This window comes from uncultured Veillonella sp. (assembly GCF_963543145.1).
In the GTDB taxonomy this organism is placed as follows: Bacteria; Bacillota; Negativicutes; order Veillonellales; family Veillonellaceae; genus Veillonella.
On record NZ_CAUTZP010000008.1, the window covers coordinates 26,637 to 50,327 of the forward strand.

Genomic DNA, 23,691 nt, shown 5'->3' on the forward strand with positions numbered 1-23,691 from the left:
CCATGAGAGATCATATTAGAATCGGCACGCGAAAAAGTGCCCTTGCCCTGTGGCAGGCTGAACATATTAGTGCAGAGTTACAACGTCTGTACCCAAATATTACGGTCGAGTTAGTTCACTTCAATACAAAGGGTGACCGTATCTTAGAAAAACCACTGGCTCAAGTGGGCGGTAAAGGTTTGTTTACAGCTGAATTAGAAGACGCTATGCACAAAGGCGATATTGATATCGCCGTACATAGCTTGAAAGATATGCCTACAGAGTTGCCAGAAGGTCTTACTCTAGGCGCTATTTCAGCTCGTGAAGTTCCTTACGATGCGCTCGTGAGCCCTGTGTATAAAACACTAAATAAATTGCCTCAAGGGGCGCGCGTTGGTACAAGCAGCTTGCGACGTCAAGCGCAATTATTGCATGTGAGACCAGACCTTAAGGTCGAGGTGATTCGCGGCAATGTACAAACCCGTTTAAGCAAGATTGAAACAGAAAAACTAGATGGCGTTATCTTGGCGCAAGCTGGCCTTAAACGACTTGGCTTAGATGACCAAATTACACAAGTCTTCAAGGCTGATGAAATGATTCCTGCCGTTGGGCAAGGGGCACTTGCCATCGAGTGCCGCGCTGACGATACGGAAATGCTTGAGATGCTAGCGCCTATCAACGATGAAGCGACACGCTATGCCGTTGAAGGGGAGCGCAGCTTCTTGCGTCAGCTAAACGGTGGTTGCCAAGTGCCAATGGGCGTACATGGTACTATCAATAAAGGTCAATTGACTTTGAAGGCCATGATTGCCTCCTTAGACGGTAAAACTGTATACGAAGGAGAAATTTCTGGCCCTGCTAAAAAAGCTGAAATTCTTGGTAAAAACCTTGCAAAAGCCTTATATGAAGAAGGGGGTAAACATATTGTGGATGCTCTCATAGAGGAAGGAATCATAAAATGACAGGTATGGTATATCTAATCGGTGCAGGCCCTGGCGATGTTAAACTCATCACTGTAAAAGGTCGCGAATGCATTGAAAAAGCAGATGTAATTGTATATGACTATTTAGCAGATGCTCATTTGTTAGAATGGGCGCGCCCAGATGCAGAATTGATCTACGCTGGTAAACAATGTAAAGATCATACAATGCACCAATGGGAAATCAACGAGCTTTTAGTACAAAAAGGTAAAGAAGGTAAAGTTGTAGCACGCTTAAAAGGCGGAGATCCACTCGTATTTGGTCGCGGTGGTGAAGAGGCTATGGCCCTTGGTGAAGCTGGTGTACCATTTGAATTTGTACCTGGTGTAACATCCCCAATTGCAGCACCTGCTTATGCAGGTATTCCTGTAACGCAACGCGCTATGGCCACATCCTTTGCAGTTGTAACCGGTCATGAAGATCCAACAAAAGCCGTCTCTGGCATTCACTGGGAAGGTCTTGCAACGGCAGTAGATACGCTTTGCTTTGTAATGGGCGTTGGTAACTTGCCTACCATTGCAGAAAAGTTGATGGCTCATGGTCGTCCAGCTTCTACACCAGTAGCGCTTGTTCGGTGGGGCACAAAACCAGTACAAGAGGTTCTTGTATCTACGCTTGAACATGTAGTAGAGGATGTAGAAAAGGCACAATTAAAAGCGCCAGCTATTATCGTAGTAGGCGATGTAGTTAATCTTCGTGAAAAATTACAATGGTTCGATAATAAACCTTTATTCGGCAAAACCGTTGTAGTTACACGAGCTCGTTCTCAAGCTAGTGCATTCCGTGAAAAATTAGCAGCTCAAGGTGCTAATGTAGTAGAAGCGGCAGCTATTAAAACATCTCCGTTGGAGTTATTTGATGAAGATCGACGCATCATTAATAACACAAAACAATACCAATGCATTGTATTCACATCTGGTGAAGGGGTTCGTTACTTCTTCGATGCTTTGTATAAGGAAGGCAAGGATACACGTGCTTTAGGTAATTCTAAAGTAGCAGCTATCGGCTGTGCTACAGCTCGTGAACTTCAAAAATATGGTATCGTTCCAGATATTATTCCTGTAGACTACAAAGCTGAATCTGCTGTAGAGGCTCTTGAAGAAGAACTCAAAGCAGGCGATTCCGTATTGCTTATTCAACCAAAAGTGGCTCGCGATGTAATTCCACGCTCTTTGCGTCATCACGATATAGATGTAGATATCTTGCGTTTATATGAAACAACACAAGATACATCTCAACAAGAAGCATTAGTAAATGCCTTAACAGCAGGTACTGTAGACTACATTACGTTTACAAGTTCCTCTACGGTAACAAATACAATCCAATTATTGGGCGATGATGCATTAGAGCTATTAGGAAAAACTAAAGTGGCTTGTATTGGTCCAATTACGGCTGCTACTGCTATGAGTGCAGGTCTTAAACCAGCTGTCATCAGCGATGTATATACAACTGATGGCTTAGTCAACGCTATTATAAAGGACATTTAGGAGGATCACATGTACGATTTAACATACCGTCCTCGCCGCTTGCGTATCAATCCAGAAATGCGTGATTTGGTACGGGAAACGACACTCGACGTAACTGACTTAATTTATCCATTGTTTATTGTTCCTGGTGAAAGTATCAAAAAAGAAATCGATACGTTACCAGGCCAATACCACTTATCTGTTGATGAAGCTGTAAAAATGGCTAAAGAGGTATATGATCTTGGTATCCTTGGGGTAGAAATCTTTGGTATTCCTACATATAAGGATGAACAAGGTTCCTCGGCATGGGATATGTCCCAACCTGTACAACAAGCGATCAAAGCTATTCGCGCAGCTGTGCCAAACCTATTGGTTGTAGCTGATGTATGCTTGTGCCAATATACCTCTACCGGTCACTGTGGTATGATTGATGACCATGAAATCTTGAACGATGAAACATTGCCATTACTTTGTAAGGTAGCGGTAAGCCAAGCAGAAGCGGGTGCCCATATGGTGGCTCCATCCGATATGATGGACGGCCGTGTAGGTGCTATTCGTGAAGCCCTTGATGCGGCAGGTTATACCAATGTATCTATCATGAGCTATGCTGCAAAATACGCATCTGCTTACTATGGTCCATTCCGTGGTGCTGTTAACTCTGCACCTAAATTTGGAGATCGTAAATCCTATCAAATGGATCCAGCTAATCGCTTGGAAGCTTTCAGAGAAATCGAACTCGACATCGCTGAAGGTGCAGATATTATCATGATTAAACCAGCCTTGTCCTATTTGGACATCGTTCGTGAAACACGTGACCGCTATGAATTGCCTGTAGCGGTATACAATGTATCTGGTGAATATGCAATGGTTAAATCCGCTGCAGCAGCTGGTCTTATCGACGAAGAACGCCTCGTTATGGAAACAATGCTTTCTATGAAGCGCGCTGGTGCTAAAATTATTATTACGTACCATGCTATAGATATTGCTAAATGGTTACAAAAGTAAGGAGAAACCATGTTCCAACTCGGTAAATCTGAAAAAGCCTTTGAAGAGGCTAAACGTTATATGCCAGGCGGCGTAAACAGTCCTGTTCGGTCCTACCGCAGTGTAGGTTCCAACCCTCCCTTTATCAGCAGCGCTAGTGGCAGCCGTATTTATGATATCGATAACAACGAATATATCGACTATGTGTTGAGCTGGGGCCCTATGATTTTGGGCCATGCTAACCCAGAGGTTATCGCAAGCTTGCAAGAGGCGATTCCTCGCGGCACTAGCTACGGTGCACCTACACTACTTGAAACAGAATTGGCTAAAAAGGTACAAGCTTTCATGCCATCTATGGAGGTTATTCGCCTCGTTAACTCTGGTACAGAGGCAACTATGAGTGCGTTGCGCGTAGCTCGTGGCTATACTGGTCGAGATCGTATCGTGAAATTCGTTGGCTGTTATCACGGTCATAGTGATGCCCTTTTGGTAAAAGCCGGCTCTGGCCTTGCTACCTTTGGCGTGCCAGATAGCCCTGGCGTCCCACAAGGCGTAGCAGAAAATACGATTACCTTGCCGTACAATGACTCTGATGCGGTTCGGAAACTATTCGACGAAATTGGTGATACTATTGCGGCTATCATCGTAGAACCTGTAGCAGGTAACATGGGCTGCGTGCCACCAGAACCAGGCTTCCTTGAAACCTTGCGGGAAGTGACTAAGGCTCATGGTGCATTGTTGATTTTTGACGAAGTTATGTGTGGCTTCCGTGCTAGCAGCGGCGGTGCACAAAAACGTTACAATATCAAACCGGACCTTACATGCCTTGGTAAAATTGTTGGCGGTGGCATGCCACTTGCTGTATTTGGCGGTGCTCGTGAGATTATGAACCAAATTGCACCAGCTGGTCCTATTTACCAAGCTGGTACATTGAGTGGTAACCCAATTGCAGTTACCTCTGGTCTTGCAACGCTTTCCATTTTGCAACGGGATCCAACTATTTTTAAACAAGTCGAAGATGCAACGATTGCTCTTTGTGAAGGCTTTGAACGCTTGGCAGCTCAATACAATGTACCTGTTGTAGTACAACGGGTAGGCTCTATGTTTACCATTTTCTTTACTGATAAACCAGTTAAGAACTTTGATGATGCAGCAGCTTGCAACGATGAACAATTCAAAATGTTCTTCCACCATAACTTGAGCCATGGTATCTACTATGCGCCAAGTCCTTATGAAAGTAACTTTGTATCTATCTGCCACAAGAGCAGTGAGATTGAAGGCACATTAGCCGTAGCTGATGAAGCTTTCAAAAAAATCAGTGATACATTATTATAAAAGTATATAGTTTGTAGTTGTTTATGTATCGATGCAGGTGATGAACATGCAGTTTTACAAGAACTTAAAGCGTGCTCGCGTGCGCATGGGCAAAAGCCAAATCGAAGTAGCAAAGGCCGTAGGTATCAGTAATGCGGCGCTTTCAAATTACGAAACAGGGTATCGCGAACCGGATTTAGATACACTCTGTGCCCTGTCTCGCTATTATGGATTGACCTTGGATGAGCTGCTAGATGTAAATGGAGAACAACACGAGCCTATCTATGATCTCAGTCCTGTACTAAAAAATAAATACATCGCCTATAAAGGTGAAGTATTCGAGTTGAAAGACTCACAAAAACGTGCGCTCTTGCGTGAGTTAGATAATCTATTTACTAAATTTGAGAAATCAAAAGTAGAGGATAAAAGTAGCAAGCCAAAAACGTACAAACATGGAAACCCACACATCAATCGAGCGGGACTAGCTAGCAGCGCTGGTAGCTTAGCGGCACGACGAAATATAAAGTAGTTATATACTACATTGTATGTGAGTGGAACCTGTTTATTTGAACAACTTAATTAGATTAATTATAAAAGCACCATCTATCTTAATAGGAAACGACACATAAATCGGATTTAGGTAGATGGTGCTTTTCTATTGTCATGGACAGACTGCTAAGTTAAGGAATCATTTTTTTGCATTAAATATAAATAAAAGATTAAAATGTTTAATATTTCGTTGCAAAAAAAAGATGATTTAATATATAATTTACTTTATAAAGAAAGGAGAGGAATTAATGAGAGTTGTATGTATTGCAGCAGGTTGTGTTGGCTTGCTGACCACATTCGGTACGATGCCTAGTGTTGCGGCAGACGTATCAAACCCATTTATACAACAAGAAGCGGCCCGAGCCGATGCTTCATTACGCCAACGTGCAGAAGCACCAATGACTGGGGCCGCTTTGCCGCGTTCAGAATCTGCCTATACAGGTTTAGATAAGGCGCCTATGAAGGCTTTACCTAAGGAAAGTGTATCGTTTCCTATTGAGCATATTGTGGTGACCTCCTCAGAACCAGTGTTAGAAAAATATAAAAATCGATTACAGGTATACAACCATAATCGCATTGGGACAGAAGGCATTCAGTTTTTACAAAAGGAATTACAAGAGCAACTGTTATCTGATGGGTACATTACGAGTCAAGTAGTTGTGCCAAATCAAGATTTACAGTCTGGTACACTCACGTTTGAGATTATGCCTGGTTATGTAGAGGATATTGTTCTTACGAATCCTAAAGCACGTACGAATTGGCGAAGTGCTTTTCCTGTGAGACCGGGTTACGTATTACGACGTCAAGCACTAGAGCAAGGGATTGATCAAATGCGTAGTGTACCTGGTCAAGATATTAAAATGACCATAGAGCCAGGTACAAAACCATTACATTCTATTGTTAAGCTTACCGTTGAGCAAAAAGGCTTTGTACACGGATCTTTGATGCTAGATAATTCTGGAAATAAATCAACAGGGATGTATCAAGGGGCTGTATACTTATCGTTCAGTCAATTGGCAGGATTAAATGATGTACTAACCACTAGCTTTACAAAAGATATCAGTCATCATGATGATGGTCATGGATCAAAACAATATGCGGTTAGCTATTCAGTTCCTGACGGGAACCGTACGTATCGTCTTTCAACATACAAATATAGCTATAATCAATTAGTATTCATGCCAAATGCGTTTCGTTCTTCTGGTACTACGCAAGGTACAGAATTTGCAGTAGAGCAAGTATTAAATAGAACAAGTCGTTCTAAGACTTCGGCTGTGGCTAAAGTTATTCATAAAGAACGCCACAATTATTTAGATGATGTAGAGCTTGGTGTACAAGAGCAACATACAACAGCTGTTGAAGTTGGTGTATCTCATCGTCAATATAGTGGCAATACTGTATCTGATGTATATCTATTCTATCGACAAGGTATTAATGGACTAGGCGCTCAAGTACGGAGCTGGGAGGGCTTGTCAGATAATCCTACTACACTCTATAAAATGGTAGGCTTAGAAGGTCAAGTTCAAACCGGTGTTCGTATGGGAGATAAGCAAGGTACGTATACGATGCGTTTTAGAAGTCAGTTCACAGATCAAAGACTATTCGGTACTGACCAATTTAGTATTGGTGGTCGTTATTCTGTACGAGGTTTTAGTGGAGAAGAAACCTTACGAGGTGATTCTGGCTATTATGTACAAAACGAGTGGGCGTTACCATTTAGAAAACAACAAATCACTCCATATGTAGGTGTAGATATTGGACATGTATGGGGGCCATCCACAGAAACACAATTAGGTAATACCTTAGTTGGTGGTGTAGTTGGTGTGCGCGGTATGGTTGGTGATGGTGTAAATTACGATGTATCACTAGGAACTCCTATTAAGAAACCAGAAGGATTTGATACAGATACGCGTGTGTGGGCCTTTAGAGGCAGTTATCAGTTTTAAGTGTTGTAATCTAGTACAGCCATACATTAAATAGTGAATGGTATGTACTAGAAGAGGAGAGTAATATGAATATAAAAAAGCATACGGCAATGGCTATCTTTGCTGCGTTGTTAGCAACTAACTCTGCACCATGGATTCCTATGGCCCTTGCTAATTCTGTTGTACCGGATCAAGGTAAATTAGGGCCAAAAATAGAAGAAGCTCAAAATGGCATGACTGTCGTTAATATTAATACGCCTAATGATAAAGGGTTATCACATAACCAATATAATGCTTTTAATGTAGACGAAAAGGGGCTTATTTTAAATAATGCGAATCGACCTGTAAATACAGAGCTTGCAGGATATATTATGGGGAACCCTAATTTAGTAGGTCCTACGGCCAATACGATTTTAAATGAAGTAACAGGTACAAGCTCTACTTCTATGAATGGTGCTCTTGAAGTAGCTGGGGATAAGGCACATGTTATCATTGCAAACCCTAATGGTATTTCTGTTAATAATGGAACGTTTATCAATGCTAACAGTGCTACCTTAACTACAGGGAATCCGATTATCAATAACGGTAGTGTTACAGGCTATAACGTTCAGCAAGGCGTTATTACCGTAGGTGAAAAAGGACTTAATGCCTCTAAAACAGCACGTACAGATATGCTTGCTGAGGCGGTAAAGCTTAATGGTAAAGTTTGGGCGCAAGATACTCAAGTTGTAACGGGTAAGAATGCTATTTCCGTTGATGCTTCTGGTAAAGTTTCGAATGCAAGTAAAACTGGTGAATCTAGTCAGGTTGGCCTTGATGTGGCGGCTATTGGTGGCATGTATGCAAATAGTATGTATTTAGTTGGTACCAATGACGGATTTGGTGTGAATAACCAAGGCGTATTATCTGCACAAAATACATTAACCATAGATAGTACTGGCAAATTGCAAAATACAGGCACGATTGCTGCTACAGATGCAAATGTTACCACTAAAAGTCTAGAGCAAATGAATAAAGGTAAGTTTTATGTGGATACGGCTAAGATTACTACTGATTCTGTGATACAAACTGGCAATACTACAACTAAAGACGCACCTGTTATGATTGCCCAAAAAGATTTATCTATAGCGACAAAGTCTATTGTCAATACTGGGGGCAGTGTCATCAAAGCAGAAGGTAAATTACAGCTTGGTAAAACCATGGATTCCAAAGGGACCGTGTCTGGTAAGATAGATAGTATTGTAAATACTGCATCTACCATTGAGTTTGGTCAAGGTGGAGCTTTACTTGCGAAATCTGTAGACAATAAAAATGGCGGTATTACCCTTAAGCGTGTAGCTGTAGAGGGTAAAGAGCATGTTAAAAATGAAGTAGCTCCATCCGGTAGTATTAAGCGATATCAATTATCTGAGGAACGGATTTATGGACATGATGATAAAATTCCTAAAGATAAAGTTGTAGTACACTCTTCTGAAAACCTTCAACTTTCAGTGTATGGTGAACATCATGATCGTTGGACTAAGTATGAATATGATCGTACTCGTGAAGTAGATGCAGTAGATACATCTAATCCTGGTCGAATCATTTCTGGTGGTAATTTACATGTGGATATAGACCATATGGTGAATGAAGCGAGTCAAATTAGTGCGGCTGGTGATATCACTGGTACTGTAGGTCATTATGAACAAAGTAATCCTAAAGGTAATGAATATATTACTGAAGAAGGTACTGCCACAAGTTATAGTCGTCATAAGAAAAAGGGATGGGATACTACCAATATTCGTGAGGCTAAGTATAAGAATACTAAAGTGAATCCTAAAGATGTACCGGTTGCCATTTATGGTGGGCATGTAGAAAATAGTAAAAGTGATGCCACTGTAGATGCATCTCTGTTAAATAGTATGAGTCAGTTATCGACGAATCCTAATACTTCCTATGTGATTGAAACTGATCCAAACTTTACAAATCGTCGTAACTTCTTATCTTCTGATTACGTATTATCTCGCCTCAAATTAGACCCTATGAATATACAAAAACGATTGGGTGATGGGTATTATGAGCAACAGCTCGTTATGCAAGAGATTATGCGTCAAACTGGTAAAAGTAGACTGCAATCTGGTCTTTCCGCAGAAGAACAATACCGCCAGTTGATGGATGCAGGGATTAGTGTAACAAAATCTCAATCTATTGTATTAGGTCGAGGTTTAACAGAGGCTGAGCAAAAAAATCTTAAAGAGGATGTAGTACTCCTAGTGAGTCAATCTGTTGTATTACCAAATGGTAAAACTGAAACTGTATTAGTCCCTACTTTGTATTTAGCACCAACCACAAAACGAGTAGAGGGTGGCGCTAACTTGCAAGCCCAATCCATTAACCTTTCTGTTGATACGATGCATAATAGCGGTAGTGTTGTAGCGGATAACAATGTGACTCTTACTGGTAATTCCATTCACAATGATAATGGTCTTATTAAAGGTAACACGGCTACGGTTACAGCAAATGACGAAGTTCGTAATACACAAGGCACTATTATGGGCAACGATACAGTCTCTGTGTATGCTAAGAAAGATATTGTTAATGAAGGTGGCACTATTACACAAACTAATGCAACTGGCTCCACAAAGGTTGTTGCTGGGCGTGATGTAATCAATAAAGGCGTACAGTATGAGGCCGGTAATAGCAAAGTTGAGTGGAATAGTAGCAACAACCGCCGTGAAACGATGACTGGTGTAGATCAAGGCCGTATTGGTGGTGCTGGTCAAACAACAGTAGTAGCAGGACGAGATGTATCTATGGAGGCAGGTGTCATCTCCTCAGATGCGAATGCAAAAGTGACGGCAGGTCGCAATGTAACGATGAAGGCAATGAATGCTACTCATGAGCTTGAAGAACATCGTTTTGATAAAGGTAAATCTGGCGGTGGACATTCTCAAACGACTGAGTCTCATGATCTTGTTAAAGCACAATCATCTGTTGGTAGTAGCATTGAAGGTAAGAACGTTTCCGTTGTAGCCTCTGATGCCGTACAACTGGAAGGTAGTCAACTATTAGCGGCAGATACAGTGAAAGTATCTGGTAATACGGTTGCATTAAATACCGCGAAAGCTAATAGTACAGTTAATCATGTGTATCTAGATAAAAAGAAAAGCTTAGTAAAACGTGAAAGTACCAATGCGGTGGATGATGCAACTACTACAGTTGTAACAGGATCTACAGTAAGTGGTAAAGATATACAGATTACAAGTGCTCAAGATGTAACAGGTCAATCTGCTCAAATTATAGGTGAGAATGACGTATCTGTTACCGCTGGTGGTAAGGTAGAATTGGGCGCTGACAAATCGACTACAGATGGCGCTAGTATGTATCGTCATAAAAAATCTGGCTTACTAGGTGGAGCAGGTATAGGCTTCACTATTGGTAAAGAAAAACATAATATTGATGAATCGAACCATGAAGAAGCTACTGTAAGAAATACAATTGCTAGTACAAAAGGACGCGTCACTGTTAAGGCAAATGATACAGTACACATTACAAGCGCAGATATTGTTGCTAAAGAAGGTGCTGTGTTAGATGGCTCTGCTGTGACATTAGATGGTAATGTGGATCATAATCATATGAGTCACGATGAACGCTATAAGAAGACGGGGCTTACTGTATCCTTAGGTGGTGCAGTCGCTAATACACTTACAAATACTACACGTACAATAAAACAAGCTGGTGGCCGCGATGATAAACGATTAGCCGCTCTTGAACTTAACGAAGCACGTAAACAATTACAAGATGGATATGAAGCAGTAGATGCAGCTTTACATGGTGAAAAAATACGCGATGCCGTAACAGGTAAAGTTGATAAAGTAGACGGTAAAGCTAAACGAGGCGCTAAAAATATTGATGATGCTATTAACTTATCTGTAAGCATTGGTAGTACTTCTAGAAAACAAGGTCAAGTAGTAGATACAAACACATATCAAGGTGGCACTCTTGTAAGTGAAAATGATGTACATATTATAGCTTATAGCTCGTGATGCTCAGCAAAGTGGTATTGGTTTAACAGGTGAAACGGTAGAAGCTAAAAAGCTAGTCTTAGATAGTGCTAGTGCTATTAATCTTGAAGCTGGTAAAAATACTGTCGATGTTAATAATACCTATAAAAGCTCTGGATGGAGTGTTGGTGCCGGGATTAGTTTAACTGGTGGTGGACTCCTGGACATTAATGCAAGCGGTCATATGGCGCGCCAAAATGGAGATACTCATCAAGAGACTTATGTACCAACTAAGCTTAAAGCAGTCGAATTAGCACAGCTTAAAGCAAAACGTGACACAAATATTATTGGTTCTACTGTATCTGGTAAAAAAGTCGAAGTAGATACAGGTCGTGATTTACATATTCAAAGCTTACAAGATGTAGATAACTTTAAAGAACATAGTAAGTCTGCTGGATTCTCAGTATCCTCTAAGCCTAATTTCAAGGATCCAACTGGTAGCATAAATGCTAGCGTTGGACGAATTGATAGCAAATGGAAAAGCGTAACAGAACAAGCCGGCATTTATGCTGGAGAAGAGGGCTACAATATTAATGTAGGAAATAGTACTACATTGGAAGGTGCTGTTATTAAAAGTGAAGCTCCGAAAGCTAAGAATACACTAACTACTAAATCTCTTGAGATGAAAGATATCCAAAACGAAGCTGAGTATACATATAGCAACAATGGTATTGGCTATAACTACTATGGTAGCAAAAAGAAACTCGAAGAGATGAAGACCAATGATAAAAAAGGCTATGATAAGATTTATAATAGTATCGGTCTAGTTCCAAATTTAGGTGTAGGCTCTAAAGGTAAAGCAAGCTCCACTACTCAATCTGCAATCTCTGATGGTATACTAACTGTAGATGGTAAAGAAATTGATACTAAGACCATTAATACGAATACCGAAAATACATTGCATCAATTAGATAAGATTTTTGATAAAAAGAAAATTGAAGAACGTCAAGAGTTAGCTAGATTATTTGCTAAAAATGTATTTGAACAACTACATAATTGGCAACCAACAACTAAGGATGGCAAAGTAGCTAAATCTATTGCACATGGTGTAGTAGGTGAGTTGGCAGCTCGTATGGCTGGTAATGGACCGGGTAGCGGGTTTAAAGCTACTATGACTAATGAGATGCTAATTAGCGAAATTAATAAAGTTGCTAAACATGATCCCGCATTAGCACAATGGTTGAGTGCCGCAGTAGGTGGTGTGGTTAATAAAGTAACTGGTGGCTCAGTAAATACAGGTGCAGCAGTAGCATCTTATGCAACAAAATGGAATCAATTAGCTCAACATATAGATGGACCAGATACAACGAATTCTATTGTTATAGATATGAATTTAGTTGATTTATGGAACGAAAATGAAGAAGCTATAAAAACTAAGCTTGCAGCGAAATTGACAAAAGAAGGACTATCACAACTCGCGAAAGAAGGAATAAGAGATAGTAAAGAAGTAGTTAAGATGAGTATCAATGTATATAAAGGCGTACGCTTTTTAGGTCGTGCAATAGTAGTTGTAAATATAGTAGATGGTGTTGTAGTAGTGGGAGAAATAAAATATAACAGTCGGCCACAAGCTTTGAATGATTATGATGAATGGCTAGCTTTCCATGATGAAGATAAATAGAAAGGTATGAAAATGAAATTTAGTAATGTATTACTGGTTATAGCTATAGTGTTCTTTTTAATAGGTAATGTATTTCAGTTAGAGTATTTTTATATCGTTTCTAGCTTACTATTAACTATTTCTTTGATTTTTAAATAATTTGATTTCATTGATTGTAGTTCTTATACGTAAAATCTAATAGCTCTATATGCGTTGTATGCGCTGTTGTACGTATCATTAAAATAGTATGTTTGTAGGTTAACTTATAATTTTTTTGAGTAGGTGTATTATTTTATAGCCATAAATAATCTGGTACTGGATATTAAACATATAAGGTCCTTTTAGAATGCTATACTCTAATGAAAAAATATTATTATCAACTTGAGTGATAAACTATTTGAATTCTTTGATTTAGATTAATAATATACACACTTCTCAATAAATTATACTAAAAGAAGATTTCATAATAAATGTTGGGGTGGCACTATAACCGTGTCGCTTCCAACATTATTTTTTATTGTTTTTAGACTGGTTCGCGACGTAGTCGCGAATTATAAAACCACCTACTATGCGGGTGTGGTAACGAAAGTAATCACCTTGCTTAAGTATAATGTAGGTGTTCAAGTCGTATTATATACAAAATAAAAGTGATTTTATATGGCAACAAAGACACAGAGTCTTGCGTATACAAAATGATTATGAAAATACCACATAGTATTTACACCTAAGTATAGACGTAAAGTTATATAAGAAATAGTTTACGTAAAAAATTTAGATGTTTATGTGAATATAAGGGCGTCAAGCTTATAGAGGGAGAGCTCATGGCAGATCATGTGCATATGTTAGTATTAATCCCACCTAAAATAGCAGTTTCATCTTTTATGGGATATTTAAAAGGTAAAAATGCACTTATGATGTTCGATAAACACGCAAACTTAAAGTATAAATTTGGAAATAGACACTTTTGGTCTGAGGGATATTATGTAAGTACGGTGGGTTTAAATGAAGCAACCGTAAAAAAATATATACGTGAGCAAGAGTTACATGACCAAATGAAAGATAAACTTAGTGTAAAAGAATATGAGGACCCTTTTAAGGGTAGCAAGTAATACATATCCCCTTTAAGGGGAGCGTTACGGGTCAATGGCTATGCGGCTTGAACGTAGTGAAAGCCAGCGCCTTTAGACGCTGGCATAGTAATATGGGCTTATAGCCCGTGAGCAAACCACCCGTTTTACGGGTGGTTCTAATTATTTTATCTATATCGAATAATTCCTATTAAAATTACCAGAAATTTACGATTTTATGAGTGTTTTATGATAAAATAAAAGGTATGAATACTTCAACAACTAGGTCTATTACCTATAATGGCGACAGAATTGAATATGAGTTAACCATCAAGCGTGTGAAGAACATGAATATGCGCATTACAAAGGATGGTGTGATCCATGTGTCGGCGAATGCGTATGTGCCGGATTATAGGGTGGACAAGTTTGTTATCGAGAATATGCCCTTTATTGAGCGGGCTCGTTACAAGATTGATGCATTGAATGCCAAGCGCGTTGATGCGTTACAGTATGTGAATGGTGAAAGCTTATCAATCCTAGGTATTGCTGTTACGTTGCGCTTAGTTGAGCAGGATGGAAAGCCTCATATTGGCTTTGATGGAAAAGCAATCCTTACCATGGTTGTACCTCGTGGTACGACCTTTGAAGCGAAGCATAAATTAATGCAAAGTTATTGGCGTAATTTAGGGGAGAAGGTCTTCGTCCATTGGGCGAAGGTCGTGTATCAACGCTTTCATAAGCAAGGTATTGATGTCCCTATGCCAACTATAAAACAGCAGCGTATGAAGAGCCGTTGGGGTTCTTGTACGCCAGTAAAGCAGCTTATCAAGATGAATACTCGCTTATTAGAGGGGCCACAGGCGTATATTGAGTACGTCATGGTTCATGAGTTTGCTCATTTTAAATATTTAGACCATTCCAAGAACTTTCACAATTTAGTGGCACAGTTTTTGCCAGATTGGAAGGCTCGTAAGAAGTCATTGAACGTGTATTTTGCTCATCGCCCTTAAAGGAGGTGTACCATGCAGCCATTTGTACATTTACATAGTCATACAGAATTTAGTTTGCTAGACGGCATCAGTCGTTTGCCTGACATGGTACGTCGTGCGAAGGAGTTAAATCAGCCGGCCCTTGCCATTACAGATCATGGCAATATGTACGCAGCCATTTATTTCTACAAAGAATGTATAGCTCAAGGCGTTAAGCCTATCATCGGTTGTGAAGTATATGTAACGGAAAACAGCCGATTCGATCGTCCCGAAGGTCGTAGCCGTGAACGATTAAAACATCTTATCTTGTTGGCAGAGACTATGAAGGGGTATCGTAATCTCGTTAAAATCGTGTCGAAAGCATCGACGGAAGGCATGTTGTACCGTCCTCGTGCAGACCGCGATTTATTGCGTCAATACAGCAAGGGCATAATTGCCCTCAGTGCATGTATTCAAGGGGAAATCCCTCAGTATATCTTGCAAGATAATATGGAAGGTGCCAAGCGTTCCATCGAATGGTATATCGAGACGTACGGGAAGGATAATTTCTTTTTAGAAATCCAAAATCATGGCTTGCCAGAGGAGGCGAAGGCCCAAGAGGAGCTCATTAAGCTCAGTAAGGAATACGGTCTTGGCATTGTAGCATCTAATGACTTCCACTATGTTTTAAAAGAGGATGCAGATGCGCAAGATATTAAGGTATGTATTTCTACAGGCCGTCGTCGTGCTGAGGTAGACCGCTTAAAATTCCCCAATGATGAGTTCTATCTAAAATCAGGGGATGAGATGGCGCAGTTATTCTCACATATTCCTGGGGCCATTGAAAATACCTTAAAAATTGCTGACCGCTGTAACGTAGAATTCAATTTCGACGAACATCACTTGCCACACTTTGATGTGCCTGAAGGGGAAACGTCTAAAACGTATTTACGTAAGGTTTGTGAACGAGAAATTCCGCGCCTTTACGGTGAAACGTCTGAAGAGTTACAAAAACGTCTAGACTACGAGTTGGATGTTATTGGCACCATGGGTTTTGAAGATTACTTCCTCATCGTATGGGATTATGTACGCTATGCCCGTGAGCACGATATCTTAGTAGGTCCTGGTCGTGGTTCAGCGGCCGGTTCTGTAGTTGCCTATCTACTTGGCATTACAGGCCTTGATCCATTGAAATACGATTTGCTCTTTGAACGGTTCCTAAATCCAGAACGGGTAAGCATGCCCGATATCGATATTGACTTCTGCTATGAAAAGCGTGGTCAAGCCATTGAATATGTAACGCGAAAATACGGGCAAGCTCGTGTATCTCAGATTATTACCTTTGGTACTGAGGCGGCTCGTGCCGTAATTCGTGACGTAGGTCGTGTGCTCGACTTACCTCTAGCCGAAGTGAACCGTATTGCGAAGATGATTCCCAACGAACTGGGGATTACATTAGAAAAGGCTTTACAAGGTAAAGAGTTAAAAGCTCTATATGAAGCTGATCCGAACGTTAAAGAGTTATTTGATTTTGGTAAGAAGTTAGAAGGTATAGCGCGAAATTCGTCCACTCATGCGGCGGGCGTCGTAATTTCTGCAGACCCTCTAGATGACCACGTACCTGTACAAAATGCCAACGAAGAAGGCTTTGTAACGCAGTATGATAAGGATAATATCGAGGAACTAGGCCTTTTAAAGATGGACTTCTTGGGCCTCCGTACCTTAACGGTTATGGGGGATGCCTTAAAGCTCATCAAGGCTAACCGCGGTATTGACCTCGATTTAGATGCCATTCCACTCGATGACAAGGCGGCTTGTGATATCCTCACAAAAGGCGATACGTCTGGCGTATTCCAGCTCGAATCAGAAGGTATTACCAAGCTCGTTATGGACCTTAAGCCTGAGCATTTTGAAGACTTAATTCCATTAGTAGCCTTGTACCGTCCAGGTCCACTAGGCTCTGGCATGGTGGCGGACTTTATCGACCGCCGTCACGGTAAAAAAGAGGTTACTTATTTACATCCTATATTGGAACCGATTTTAAAAGATACCTTTGGTGTTATCTTGTACCAAGAGCAGGTTATGCAGATTGCGTCCGCCATGGGCGGGTTCTCCCTTGGGCAAGCGGATTTGATGCGCCGTGCGATGGGTAAGAAAAAGGAATCTGTTCTAAAGGCGCAGCGCGAGTCCTTTATTCAAGGTTCTATCAATAATGGTATAGAAGAGTCCATTGCAAATGAAGTATTCGACTTGCTCGTATACTTTGCAGGCTATGGCTTTAATAAATCACATAGTGCGGCCTATGCATATATTGCGTACCAAACAGCGTACTTAAAGGCTCACTATTTCCCTGAATTCATGGCTGCTACTATGACTAGCTTCATGCAGAACATGCAAAAATTGACGTACTACATCAACTCCTGTAAGAAGCACAATGTTAAGGTATTAGGCCCAGATATTAACTATTCTGAGCGCAGCTTCGCCGTACAAGGTGATGCCATTCGCTTCGGCCTTGGGGGCATCAAGAACGTTGGTGACAATGCTATTGATCGCTTGATTACTGAGCGCAATGAGCACGGCCTCTATACGGATATCGTAGATTTCTGTAAACGGGTGGATAACAAGGTTGTTAATAAACGACTTCTTGAAAGTCTCATTCGATGCGGTGCCATGGATGGCTTCAAGGAAAACCGTAACCAATTATTGCATATGTATGAAAGCGCCCAAGCCGTTGGTGCTAAAGAGCAAAAGGATGCTGCTATGGGCACCATGAGCCTTTTTGGGGATATAGAAGAATCTGTAGATTTTATCCCTGTACCGAATGTGGAAGATTTATCGGAAGACGATAAATTAAAGGATGAAAAGGAATATACTGGCTTTTACATTACAGGACATCCATTGCAAGGCTATGCAAAGGAATTAGAAGGTCTCTTTGAACTAGGTGCCCTTGTAGAAAATCCTGAGCAATATGATGGTCAAACTATAACCTTTGGCGGTTTGATTGAAAATAAGACGGACCGCATGACGAGACGGAACGAGGTTATGTCCATTCTTCGCATCGAGGATTACTCTGGTGCGGCCAATGTAGTAGCGTTCCCTAAGGTCTTTAGTCAAAGCCAACAGTTCTTGGCTGTCGATATGATCGTTAAGGTGAAAGGCCGGGTTGATGCGGATGAAAAGGGTGTGCAAATTATTGCAGACCGCATTATGCCGTTAAAGGTAAACTATAGTCAGGCGAAACATGTGGCCATTCACATTTATAGCCAATATGACACGCCAGAAAATAGTGAAGCCTTAAAACGGGTGTTAACTAGTACTGCAGGCTCTGTGCCAACATCACTATACTTACACCGTCAACGGAAACGCATTAACTTGCCACCGAACATGTGCTTTGACCCTAGTGATGAATCGATTAAGGCTATTGAAGCTATATTAGGTGAGGGCTCCGTAGAGGTGCAATAACATATGTGCCACAGATAGCTTTCACGAACATTTATATAATAAGAAATGAAAGATCCCATCTAGGGACTACTTTCATAGGAGGAAATATGAAACGTACAAAAATCGTATGTACTGTAGGTCCGGGAACGGATAAATTTGGTATCTTAGAAGATATGATGCGCGCTGGCATGAACGTGGCTCGTTTCAACTTCTCCCATGGATCTCACGAAGAGCAAGCAGAGCGCATGCAAATGGTGCGTGATGCGGCGATGATCGTTAATAAACCAATCGCCTTATTGCTCGATACAAAGGGCCCAGAGGTTCGTCTTGGCCTATTTAAAGAGGGCAAAGTATTCCTCGAAGCAGGTCAAAAGTTTACGTTGACTACCGATGAAGTAGAAGGTACAAAAGAAATTAGCTCTGTTAATCACAAAGGTCTTGTAGGCGACGTGTCCGTTGGCGACAAGATTCTCTTGGCTGACGGCCTTGTAACGCTGACTATTGATGCTATTGAAGGTAACAATATCATTACTACAGTTCAAAATAGTGGTGAAATCGGCAACCGTAAACGGGTGGCTGTGCCAGGCGTAGCACTTAGTTTGCCACCAGTATCTGAACAGGACGAATCGGACTTGCGCTTTGGTTGCCAACAAAGGGTAGATTTTGTAGCGGCCTCCTTCATGCAACGCGGTAAGGACATCGTAGCCATTCGTCGTATTCTTGAATCTGAACAAAAAGATATTAAGATTATTGCAAAAATTGAAAATGCAGAAGGCGTTAAAAATATTGATGAAATCTTAGAAGTAGCAGATGGCCTCATGGTGGCTCGTGGCGATCTCGGTGTAGAAATTCCTGCCGAAGAGGTGCCAGTTCTTCAAAAAATGATGATTGAAAAATGTAATAACTTAGGTAAACCAGTTATTACGGCCACTCAAATGCTGGAGTCCATGATTCAAAATCCTCGTCCTACACGGGCGGAAGCAAGTGACGTGGCTAATGCCATCTTAGATGGTACGGATGCGATTATGTTGTCTGGTGAAACTGCAAATGGTGCTTATCCTGTAGAGGCAGTTACGACTATGACTCGCATTGCAGAGGTAACGGAACAAGCTGCTATTTACGATAGCACAAGCCGTGCTCGTCAAGATATGGATATGACGACTACCAGTGCTGTATGTTTAGCAAGCGTACACATTGCTCAAAACCTTGGGGCTGCTGCTATTTTGACATGTACTGAATCTGGTCATACGGCGATTAGCACTGCTCGACATCGTCCAGCTTGCAAAATTATTGCTGTAACACCACATGATGAAACAATTCGCCGCATGCAATTATGCTGGGGCGTAGAGGCTATTAAAGGCCATGAAATCGTTAACTCTGATGAAATGGTAAAACAAGCAATTACATGTGCTCTTAGCACAGGTGCGATTGAGTCTGGTGATCTTGTAGTCGTAACAGCTGGTGTACCATCTGGTGCCACAGGTACTACAAATATGATTCGCGTTCATATTGCAGGCCAAGTACTCTTATCTGGTAATGGTATTTTACGTAAATCCGTTACAGGCACTGTGTTCATTGCTGCTAATCATAAGGGTAATTATAAAAGCTTCAACGATGGTGATATCCTCGTTGTGGGCACAATGGAGCCTGAATTGATGGCTGTTGCAAAACGCGCAGGCGGTATTATCGCTGTTGAAGATGGTTATACCTCTGATAGTGCTATTGCAGGTATTACCTATGGCATTCCTGTAATTTTAGGTGCAAAAAATGCTCATGACGTACTCCTTGAAGGTCAAGAGGTAACTATCGACGGTGAACGTGGTAAGGTGTTTGCGGGCATTGCCAATGCTCGATAATCTTTATTGAGTGATAATTAAATAAGGAGGGATAGTATGAACCCATATAATGTAACAGGTCCTACTGCAACGGAGGTTGCACAGGTTGAAAGTATCGTATCCCAACGTTTGAAGGGATCTTTCTTGTGGATGGTTGTAGGTTTACTTACTACCATCGGTATTGGAGTCGCTACTTTGGCAAATCCGAATTGGTTGAAATTTGCGTATCAAAACTTCAATATTATCTTATTAGTACAGCTTGGCGTTATAGTACTATTTAGTGCTCGTGCGTACACGGCAAACGTAATGACCTTGCGTGGTATGTTCTTCTTCTACAGTGGTTTGAATGGTCTTACATTGGCCTTGATATCCTTGCGATACGATGTGTTTGGTGTCGTCATTCCAGCCTTAGTAGGGACGTTAGCATTCTTTATTGGCTTTGCCGTTGTAGGGGCCACTACAAAACGTAACTTGTCATCCTTAACACCATATGTGATGGCTGCTTTACTTGGTATGATTATCGTATCTCTTGTGATGATAGGGGCTCGTTACTTTAACTGGACTGTACTCAGTGCTTTCAGTGATACAGTGAGTCTCGTGCTTGGCTATGTAGGCGTTGTAGTATTTTCCATTTTCACAGCTATTGATGTTAACCGCATTAAAAATAAAGTGACTGAAGTAGCTTTGATGGAGGATGAAAGCATCCTAGATCGCATCGAAATTACAGGTGCACTAAATCTATACTTAGATTTTATTAACTTATTCTTATCCTTATTGCGTATCTTTGGCAATAAGCGATAACAAGGAGATCGTATGGACGATAGAGAATGGCAAACCTTTGTAACCGTTGTTGATGAAGGCAATATTACAAGGGCTGCAGAAAAATTATTTTTATCGCAACCGGCGTTGAGCTATCGGTTGCGCCATATGGAAAAAGCTTTGGGCCATTCTCTGTTGTTGCGGACTGCTGAAGGGATTGCCCTCACGGCACAAGGCGAAATTTTTTATGATTACTGTAAAAGAATGATGCAAGAACAAGAGGCGTTGGAGCATGCTATGAACTTGGCATCTGGTAAGATTCAAGGGACCTTAAAAATTGCGTCTTCCATTAACTTTGCAGACTATGAACTACCTGCTTTATTGAAATCATTCCGGGAACAATACCCAGATGTTCATATTCAAGTAAAGACTGCTTTCAGCCATCAAGTAGTAAAGATGTTCAATACTGGTGACTGTATGGTTGCCTTTGCTCGTGGCGGCTATGATGTATCTGGTAAGTCTGAATTGTTATTAGCTGAGCCGTATTGTTTGGTCTATAAAGAATTGGTGCCACCGGAATCATTGGAGAAGGTGCCCTTCATTAAATACCAAACAGATGCGTCTGTAGCTAACATCATCGAAACTTGGTGTGCTGAACATTTTGAAGAGCCTCCGAGTGTTGCCATGGATGTAAACTCTATGAGTACCTGTCGTCACTTTGTTCGAGCTGGCCTTGGATGGTCGATTTTGACTTATATGGGCCTTGGATCTTGTAAGGATAGAGATATCTATGTGAGTCCATTGCGTAGTAAAGATGGCGAGTATATCACTCGCGATACGAACATGGTGTACACTAAAGATGCAGAGAATATAGTAGTTGTAAAAACCTTTATCGAATATGTCCGCAATTATTACAAAGAACACACTGTTGTGGATGACAGTATTTTTAGAGAATATAAAGCACAAGAGTCCTTGTAATAGAGCATATCTATGAGCTTTTATAACTGTTTATCCATGCTATTTTAGCATTGGACTTTTTCGATATAATAACTCATAATAAAAGTGTCTCGAAAGAGCAAAGCAGTACCATGTAAGTGCATGTATACCCCCCTTTTAGGGACGTATACATGCATTTTTTTCATTTGGGGCTGTAATTCTATGCTCAAAATGCATAAAAAGTATGATTGATAGATATAAAAGTTTTTATAACCCCTATAAAGGTAATCTATTTTTCATAATTTCTTTAAACATTTATAATGAGTATAGACTTAATCGATGTAACAAATGTCGCGAGCTGTTACGTTGTTAAAGACTAGATGATTTTATGTATGCCTAAGTTAGTTAAGAAAGGGAAAGACACACATGAAAGACAAATTATGGCGTATTGGCATTATGGCTGCCATCGTCGCATTTATGTGGTTCGGTGGCACACCTGAAGGCCTCAAACCGCAAGTATGGCAATTATTCGGTATTTATTTAGCTACTATCGTGGGCTTGGTATTAAAACCATTCCCAGTTCCTGTTACAGTATTATTAGGCATTGCTACATCTTCTATTTTGTTGAACAATACAAAAGACGTATTGGCTGGTTACAGCAATACAGCACTATGGTTGATCTTCGCAGCCTTTGCTTTATCCGTTGCATTTAGTAAAACTGGCCTTGGTCACCGCATTGCGTACTACTTGGTTCGCGCTTTTGGTAGTACAACCCTTCGTCTTGGTTATGTTACGGCATTCCTTGACATGATCTTATCTCCAGCGACTCCTTCCAACACGGCTCGTGCAGCAGGTATTGTATATCCAATCAACTTATCCATTGCTGAAGCAGTTGGTTCTTACCCTGGTGAAACTGCTAAAAAAGCAGGCGCTTACCTCTTGCAGAATGGTTACTTTGCAACAAAGGTAACATCCTTCTTCTTTGCTACTGCGATGGCGCCAAACTTATTGGCTCTTGAATTCATTACTAAGTTGACAGGCGTAACCTTAAACTGGGCCCAATGGGCGATAGCCATGTTTGTACCTGGCTTCATCATGTTAATGCTTGTTCCAATTATTGGCTACATGTATGAACGCCCTACAGTAAAAGAAATCGACAACAAGAAAATTGCTGCTGACGGTTTAGCCGAATTGGGACCTATGAAAGCGTCCGAAAAAGGCCTTATCGCTATCGCACTTCTTGCAATCGCTGGCTGGATTCTTCCAACATTTGGTATCAAAATTGACGCTACAGCAGTTGCTATCGTAGCGATGATTGCTACATTAGTATGTGGCATTATTACTTGGGATGACTTGCTCAAAACTAAAGCTGATTGGAATACATTGATTTGGTTCGGCGGTATCTTGGGCTTATCCTCTGCATTAAATAAAGGTAAATTCTTCGAATGGTTGGCTAAATTCTTAGAAACTCATATGAACTTCGGTTTAGATCCATTCATGATGCTTATTCTTATTTCCGTTGTTTCCGTTGCGGTTCGTTACTTCTTCGCATCTGGTACTGCTTACATCTCCGCGATGCTTCCAGTATTCTTGATCTTAGGTATCAACGCAGGCGTAGATCCTACATTACTTGCATTCATCATGATTGGTACAAACTCCTATGGTGGTGCCGTAACTCACTATGGTGCTGCTCCTGGTCCAATCATCTTCTCCGCTGGTTACAATAACGTAAAAGATTGGTGGACAGTTGGTTTAATAACTGCAGTAGTATGTTTAGTATTGAACTACGTAATTGGTATTCCTTGGTGGAAAATGACTGGTTTCATGTAATATGAAACTTTCACT

General features: G+C 40.8%; 14 protein-coding genes and 2 pseudogenes. All 16 read left to right on the top strand.

The window, feature by feature from the left end; genetic code table 11:
- Positions 1-2 precede the first annotated feature (2 nt).
- The 16 genes and pseudogenes from hemC (at position 3) to RWZ05_RS05055 (ending at position 23,676) form a co-directional block, all read left to right on the top strand.
- Complete coding sequence (gene hemC, locus RWZ05_RS04980; RefSeq protein ID WP_314642693.1) at positions 3-941, top strand: hydroxymethylbilane synthase; 939 nt, start codon at positions 3-5, stop codon at positions 939-941.
- Positions 938-2,446: a uroporphyrinogen-III C-methyltransferase gene (cobA, locus tag RWZ05_RS04985; RefSeq protein ID WP_314642696.1), complete on the top strand. Its 1,509-nt coding sequence runs from the start codon at positions 938-940 to the stop codon at positions 2,444-2,446. Before hemC ends, cobA begins: the two co-directional genes overlap by 4 nt.
- A gap of 9 nt (positions 2,447-2,455) precedes the next feature.
- A complete protein-coding gene (hemB, locus tag RWZ05_RS04990) occupies positions 2,456-3,430 on the top strand; it encodes a porphobilinogen synthase (protein WP_314642697.1) in 975 nt (324 codons plus the stop codon).
- Positions 3,431-3,439: 9 nt separating this feature from the next.
- A complete protein-coding gene (gene hemL / locus RWZ05_RS04995; RefSeq protein ID WP_314642698.1) occupies positions 3,440-4,744 on the top strand; it encodes a glutamate-1-semialdehyde 2,1-aminomutase in 1,305 nt (434 codons plus the stop codon).
- A 46-nt stretch (positions 4,745-4,790) separates the two neighbouring features.
- On the top strand, positions 4,791-5,252 hold the full coding sequence (locus tag RWZ05_RS05000; protein ID WP_005385599.1) for a helix-turn-helix domain-containing protein: 462 nt from the start codon (positions 4,791-4,793) through the stop codon (positions 5,250-5,252).
- Between the two features lie 268 nt (positions 5,253-5,520).
- Positions 5,521-7,218 (top strand): ShlB/FhaC/HecB family hemolysin secretion/activation protein, encoded by a 1,698-nt coding sequence (locus RWZ05_RS05005; RefSeq protein ID WP_314642700.1) that lies wholly within the window; start codon positions 5,521-5,523, stop codon positions 7,216-7,218.
- 65 nt (positions 7,219-7,283) lie between these two features.
- Positions 7,284-11,222, top strand: a complete 3,939-nt coding sequence (locus tag RWZ05_RS05010; protein ID WP_314642702.1) for a filamentous hemagglutinin N-terminal domain-containing protein — start codon at positions 7,284-7,286, stop codon at positions 11,220-11,222.
- A gap of 16 nt (positions 11,223-11,238) precedes the next feature.
- Positions 11,239-11,286: pseudogene (locus tag RWZ05_RS05015) on the top strand (hypothetical protein); the annotation flags it as partial.
- Between the two features lie 138 nt (positions 11,287-11,424).
- The gene (locus RWZ05_RS05020) at positions 11,425-12,861 is read left to right on the top strand and encodes a hemagglutinin repeat-containing protein (protein WP_314642703.1); all 1,437 of its coding nucleotides are present in this window, start codon (positions 11,425-11,427) and stop codon (positions 12,859-12,861) included.
- 690 nt (positions 12,862-13,551) lie between these two features.
- Positions 13,552-13,949: pseudogene (gene tnpA / locus RWZ05_RS05025) on the top strand (IS200/IS605 family transposase).
- 200 nt (positions 13,950-14,149) lie between these two features.
- The gene (locus tag RWZ05_RS05030; RefSeq protein WP_314642705.1) at positions 14,150-14,917 is read left to right on the top strand and encodes a YgjP-like metallopeptidase domain-containing protein; all 768 of its coding nucleotides are present in this window, start codon (positions 14,150-14,152) and stop codon (positions 14,915-14,917) included.
- Between the two features lie 12 nt (positions 14,918-14,929).
- On the top strand, positions 14,930-18,337 hold the full coding sequence (locus RWZ05_RS05035) for a DNA polymerase III subunit alpha (RefSeq protein ID WP_314642706.1): 3,408 nt from the start codon (positions 14,930-14,932) through the stop codon (positions 18,335-18,337).
- 86 nt (positions 18,338-18,423) lie between these two features.
- The gene (gene pyk / locus RWZ05_RS05040; protein WP_314642707.1) at positions 18,424-20,172 is read left to right on the top strand and encodes a pyruvate kinase; all 1,749 of its coding nucleotides are present in this window, start codon (positions 18,424-18,426) and stop codon (positions 20,170-20,172) included.
- A 36-nt stretch (positions 20,173-20,208) separates the two neighbouring features.
- Complete coding sequence (locus RWZ05_RS05045; RefSeq protein ID WP_314642709.1) at positions 20,209-20,952, top strand: Bax inhibitor-1/YccA family protein; 744 nt, start codon at positions 20,209-20,211, stop codon at positions 20,950-20,952.
- A gap of 12 nt (positions 20,953-20,964) precedes the next feature.
- Positions 20,965-21,888, top strand: a complete 924-nt coding sequence (locus RWZ05_RS05050) for a LysR family transcriptional regulator (RefSeq protein WP_314642710.1) — start codon at positions 20,965-20,967, stop codon at positions 21,886-21,888.
- A gap of 384 nt (positions 21,889-22,272) precedes the next feature.
- Complete coding sequence (locus tag RWZ05_RS05055; protein ID WP_314642711.1) at positions 22,273-23,676, top strand: DASS family sodium-coupled anion symporter; 1,404 nt, start codon at positions 22,273-22,275, stop codon at positions 23,674-23,676.
- Positions 23,677-23,691: the final 15 nt, after the last annotated feature.

Excerpts from the sequence above, each read along its gene's own strand:
- hemC (WP_314642693.1), top strand. The coding sequence starts at position 3 with ATGAGAGATCATATTAGAATCGGCACGCGAAAAAGTGCCCTTGCCCTG.
- cobA (WP_314642696.1), top strand. The coding sequence starts at position 938 with ATGACAGGTATGGTATATCTAATCGGTGCAGGCCCTGGCGATGTTAAA.
- hemB (WP_314642697.1), top strand. The coding sequence starts at position 2,456 with ATGTACGATTTAACATACCGTCCTCGCCGCTTGCGTATCAATCCAGAA.
- hemL (WP_314642698.1), top strand. The coding sequence starts at position 3,440 with ATGTTCCAACTCGGTAAATCTGAAAAAGCCTTTGAAGAGGCTAAACGT.
- RWZ05_RS05000 (WP_005385599.1), top strand. The coding sequence starts at position 4,791 with ATGCAGTTTTACAAGAACTTAAAGCGTGCTCGCGTGCGCATGGGCAAA.
- RWZ05_RS05005 (WP_314642700.1), top strand. The coding sequence starts at position 5,521 with ATGAGAGTTGTATGTATTGCAGCAGGTTGTGTTGGCTTGCTGACCACA.
- RWZ05_RS05010 (WP_314642702.1), top strand. The coding sequence starts at position 7,284 with ATGAATATAAAAAAGCATACGGCAATGGCTATCTTTGCTGCGTTGTTA.
- RWZ05_RS05020 (WP_314642703.1), top strand. The coding sequence starts at position 11,425 with ATGGCGCGCCAAAATGGAGATACTCATCAAGAGACTTATGTACCAACT.
- RWZ05_RS05035 (WP_314642706.1), top strand. The coding sequence starts at position 14,930 with ATGCAGCCATTTGTACATTTACATAGTCATACAGAATTTAGTTTGCTA.
- pyk (WP_314642707.1), top strand. The coding sequence starts at position 18,424 with ATGAAACGTACAAAAATCGTATGTACTGTAGGTCCGGGAACGGATAAA.
- RWZ05_RS05045 (WP_314642709.1), top strand. The coding sequence starts at position 20,209 with ATGAACCCATATAATGTAACAGGTCCTACTGCAACGGAGGTTGCACAG.
- RWZ05_RS05050 (WP_314642710.1), top strand. The coding sequence starts at position 20,965 with ATGGACGATAGAGAATGGCAAACCTTTGTAACCGTTGTTGATGAAGGC.
- RWZ05_RS05055 (WP_314642711.1), top strand. The coding sequence starts at position 22,273 with ATGAAAGACAAATTATGGCGTATTGGCATTATGGCTGCCATCGTCGCA.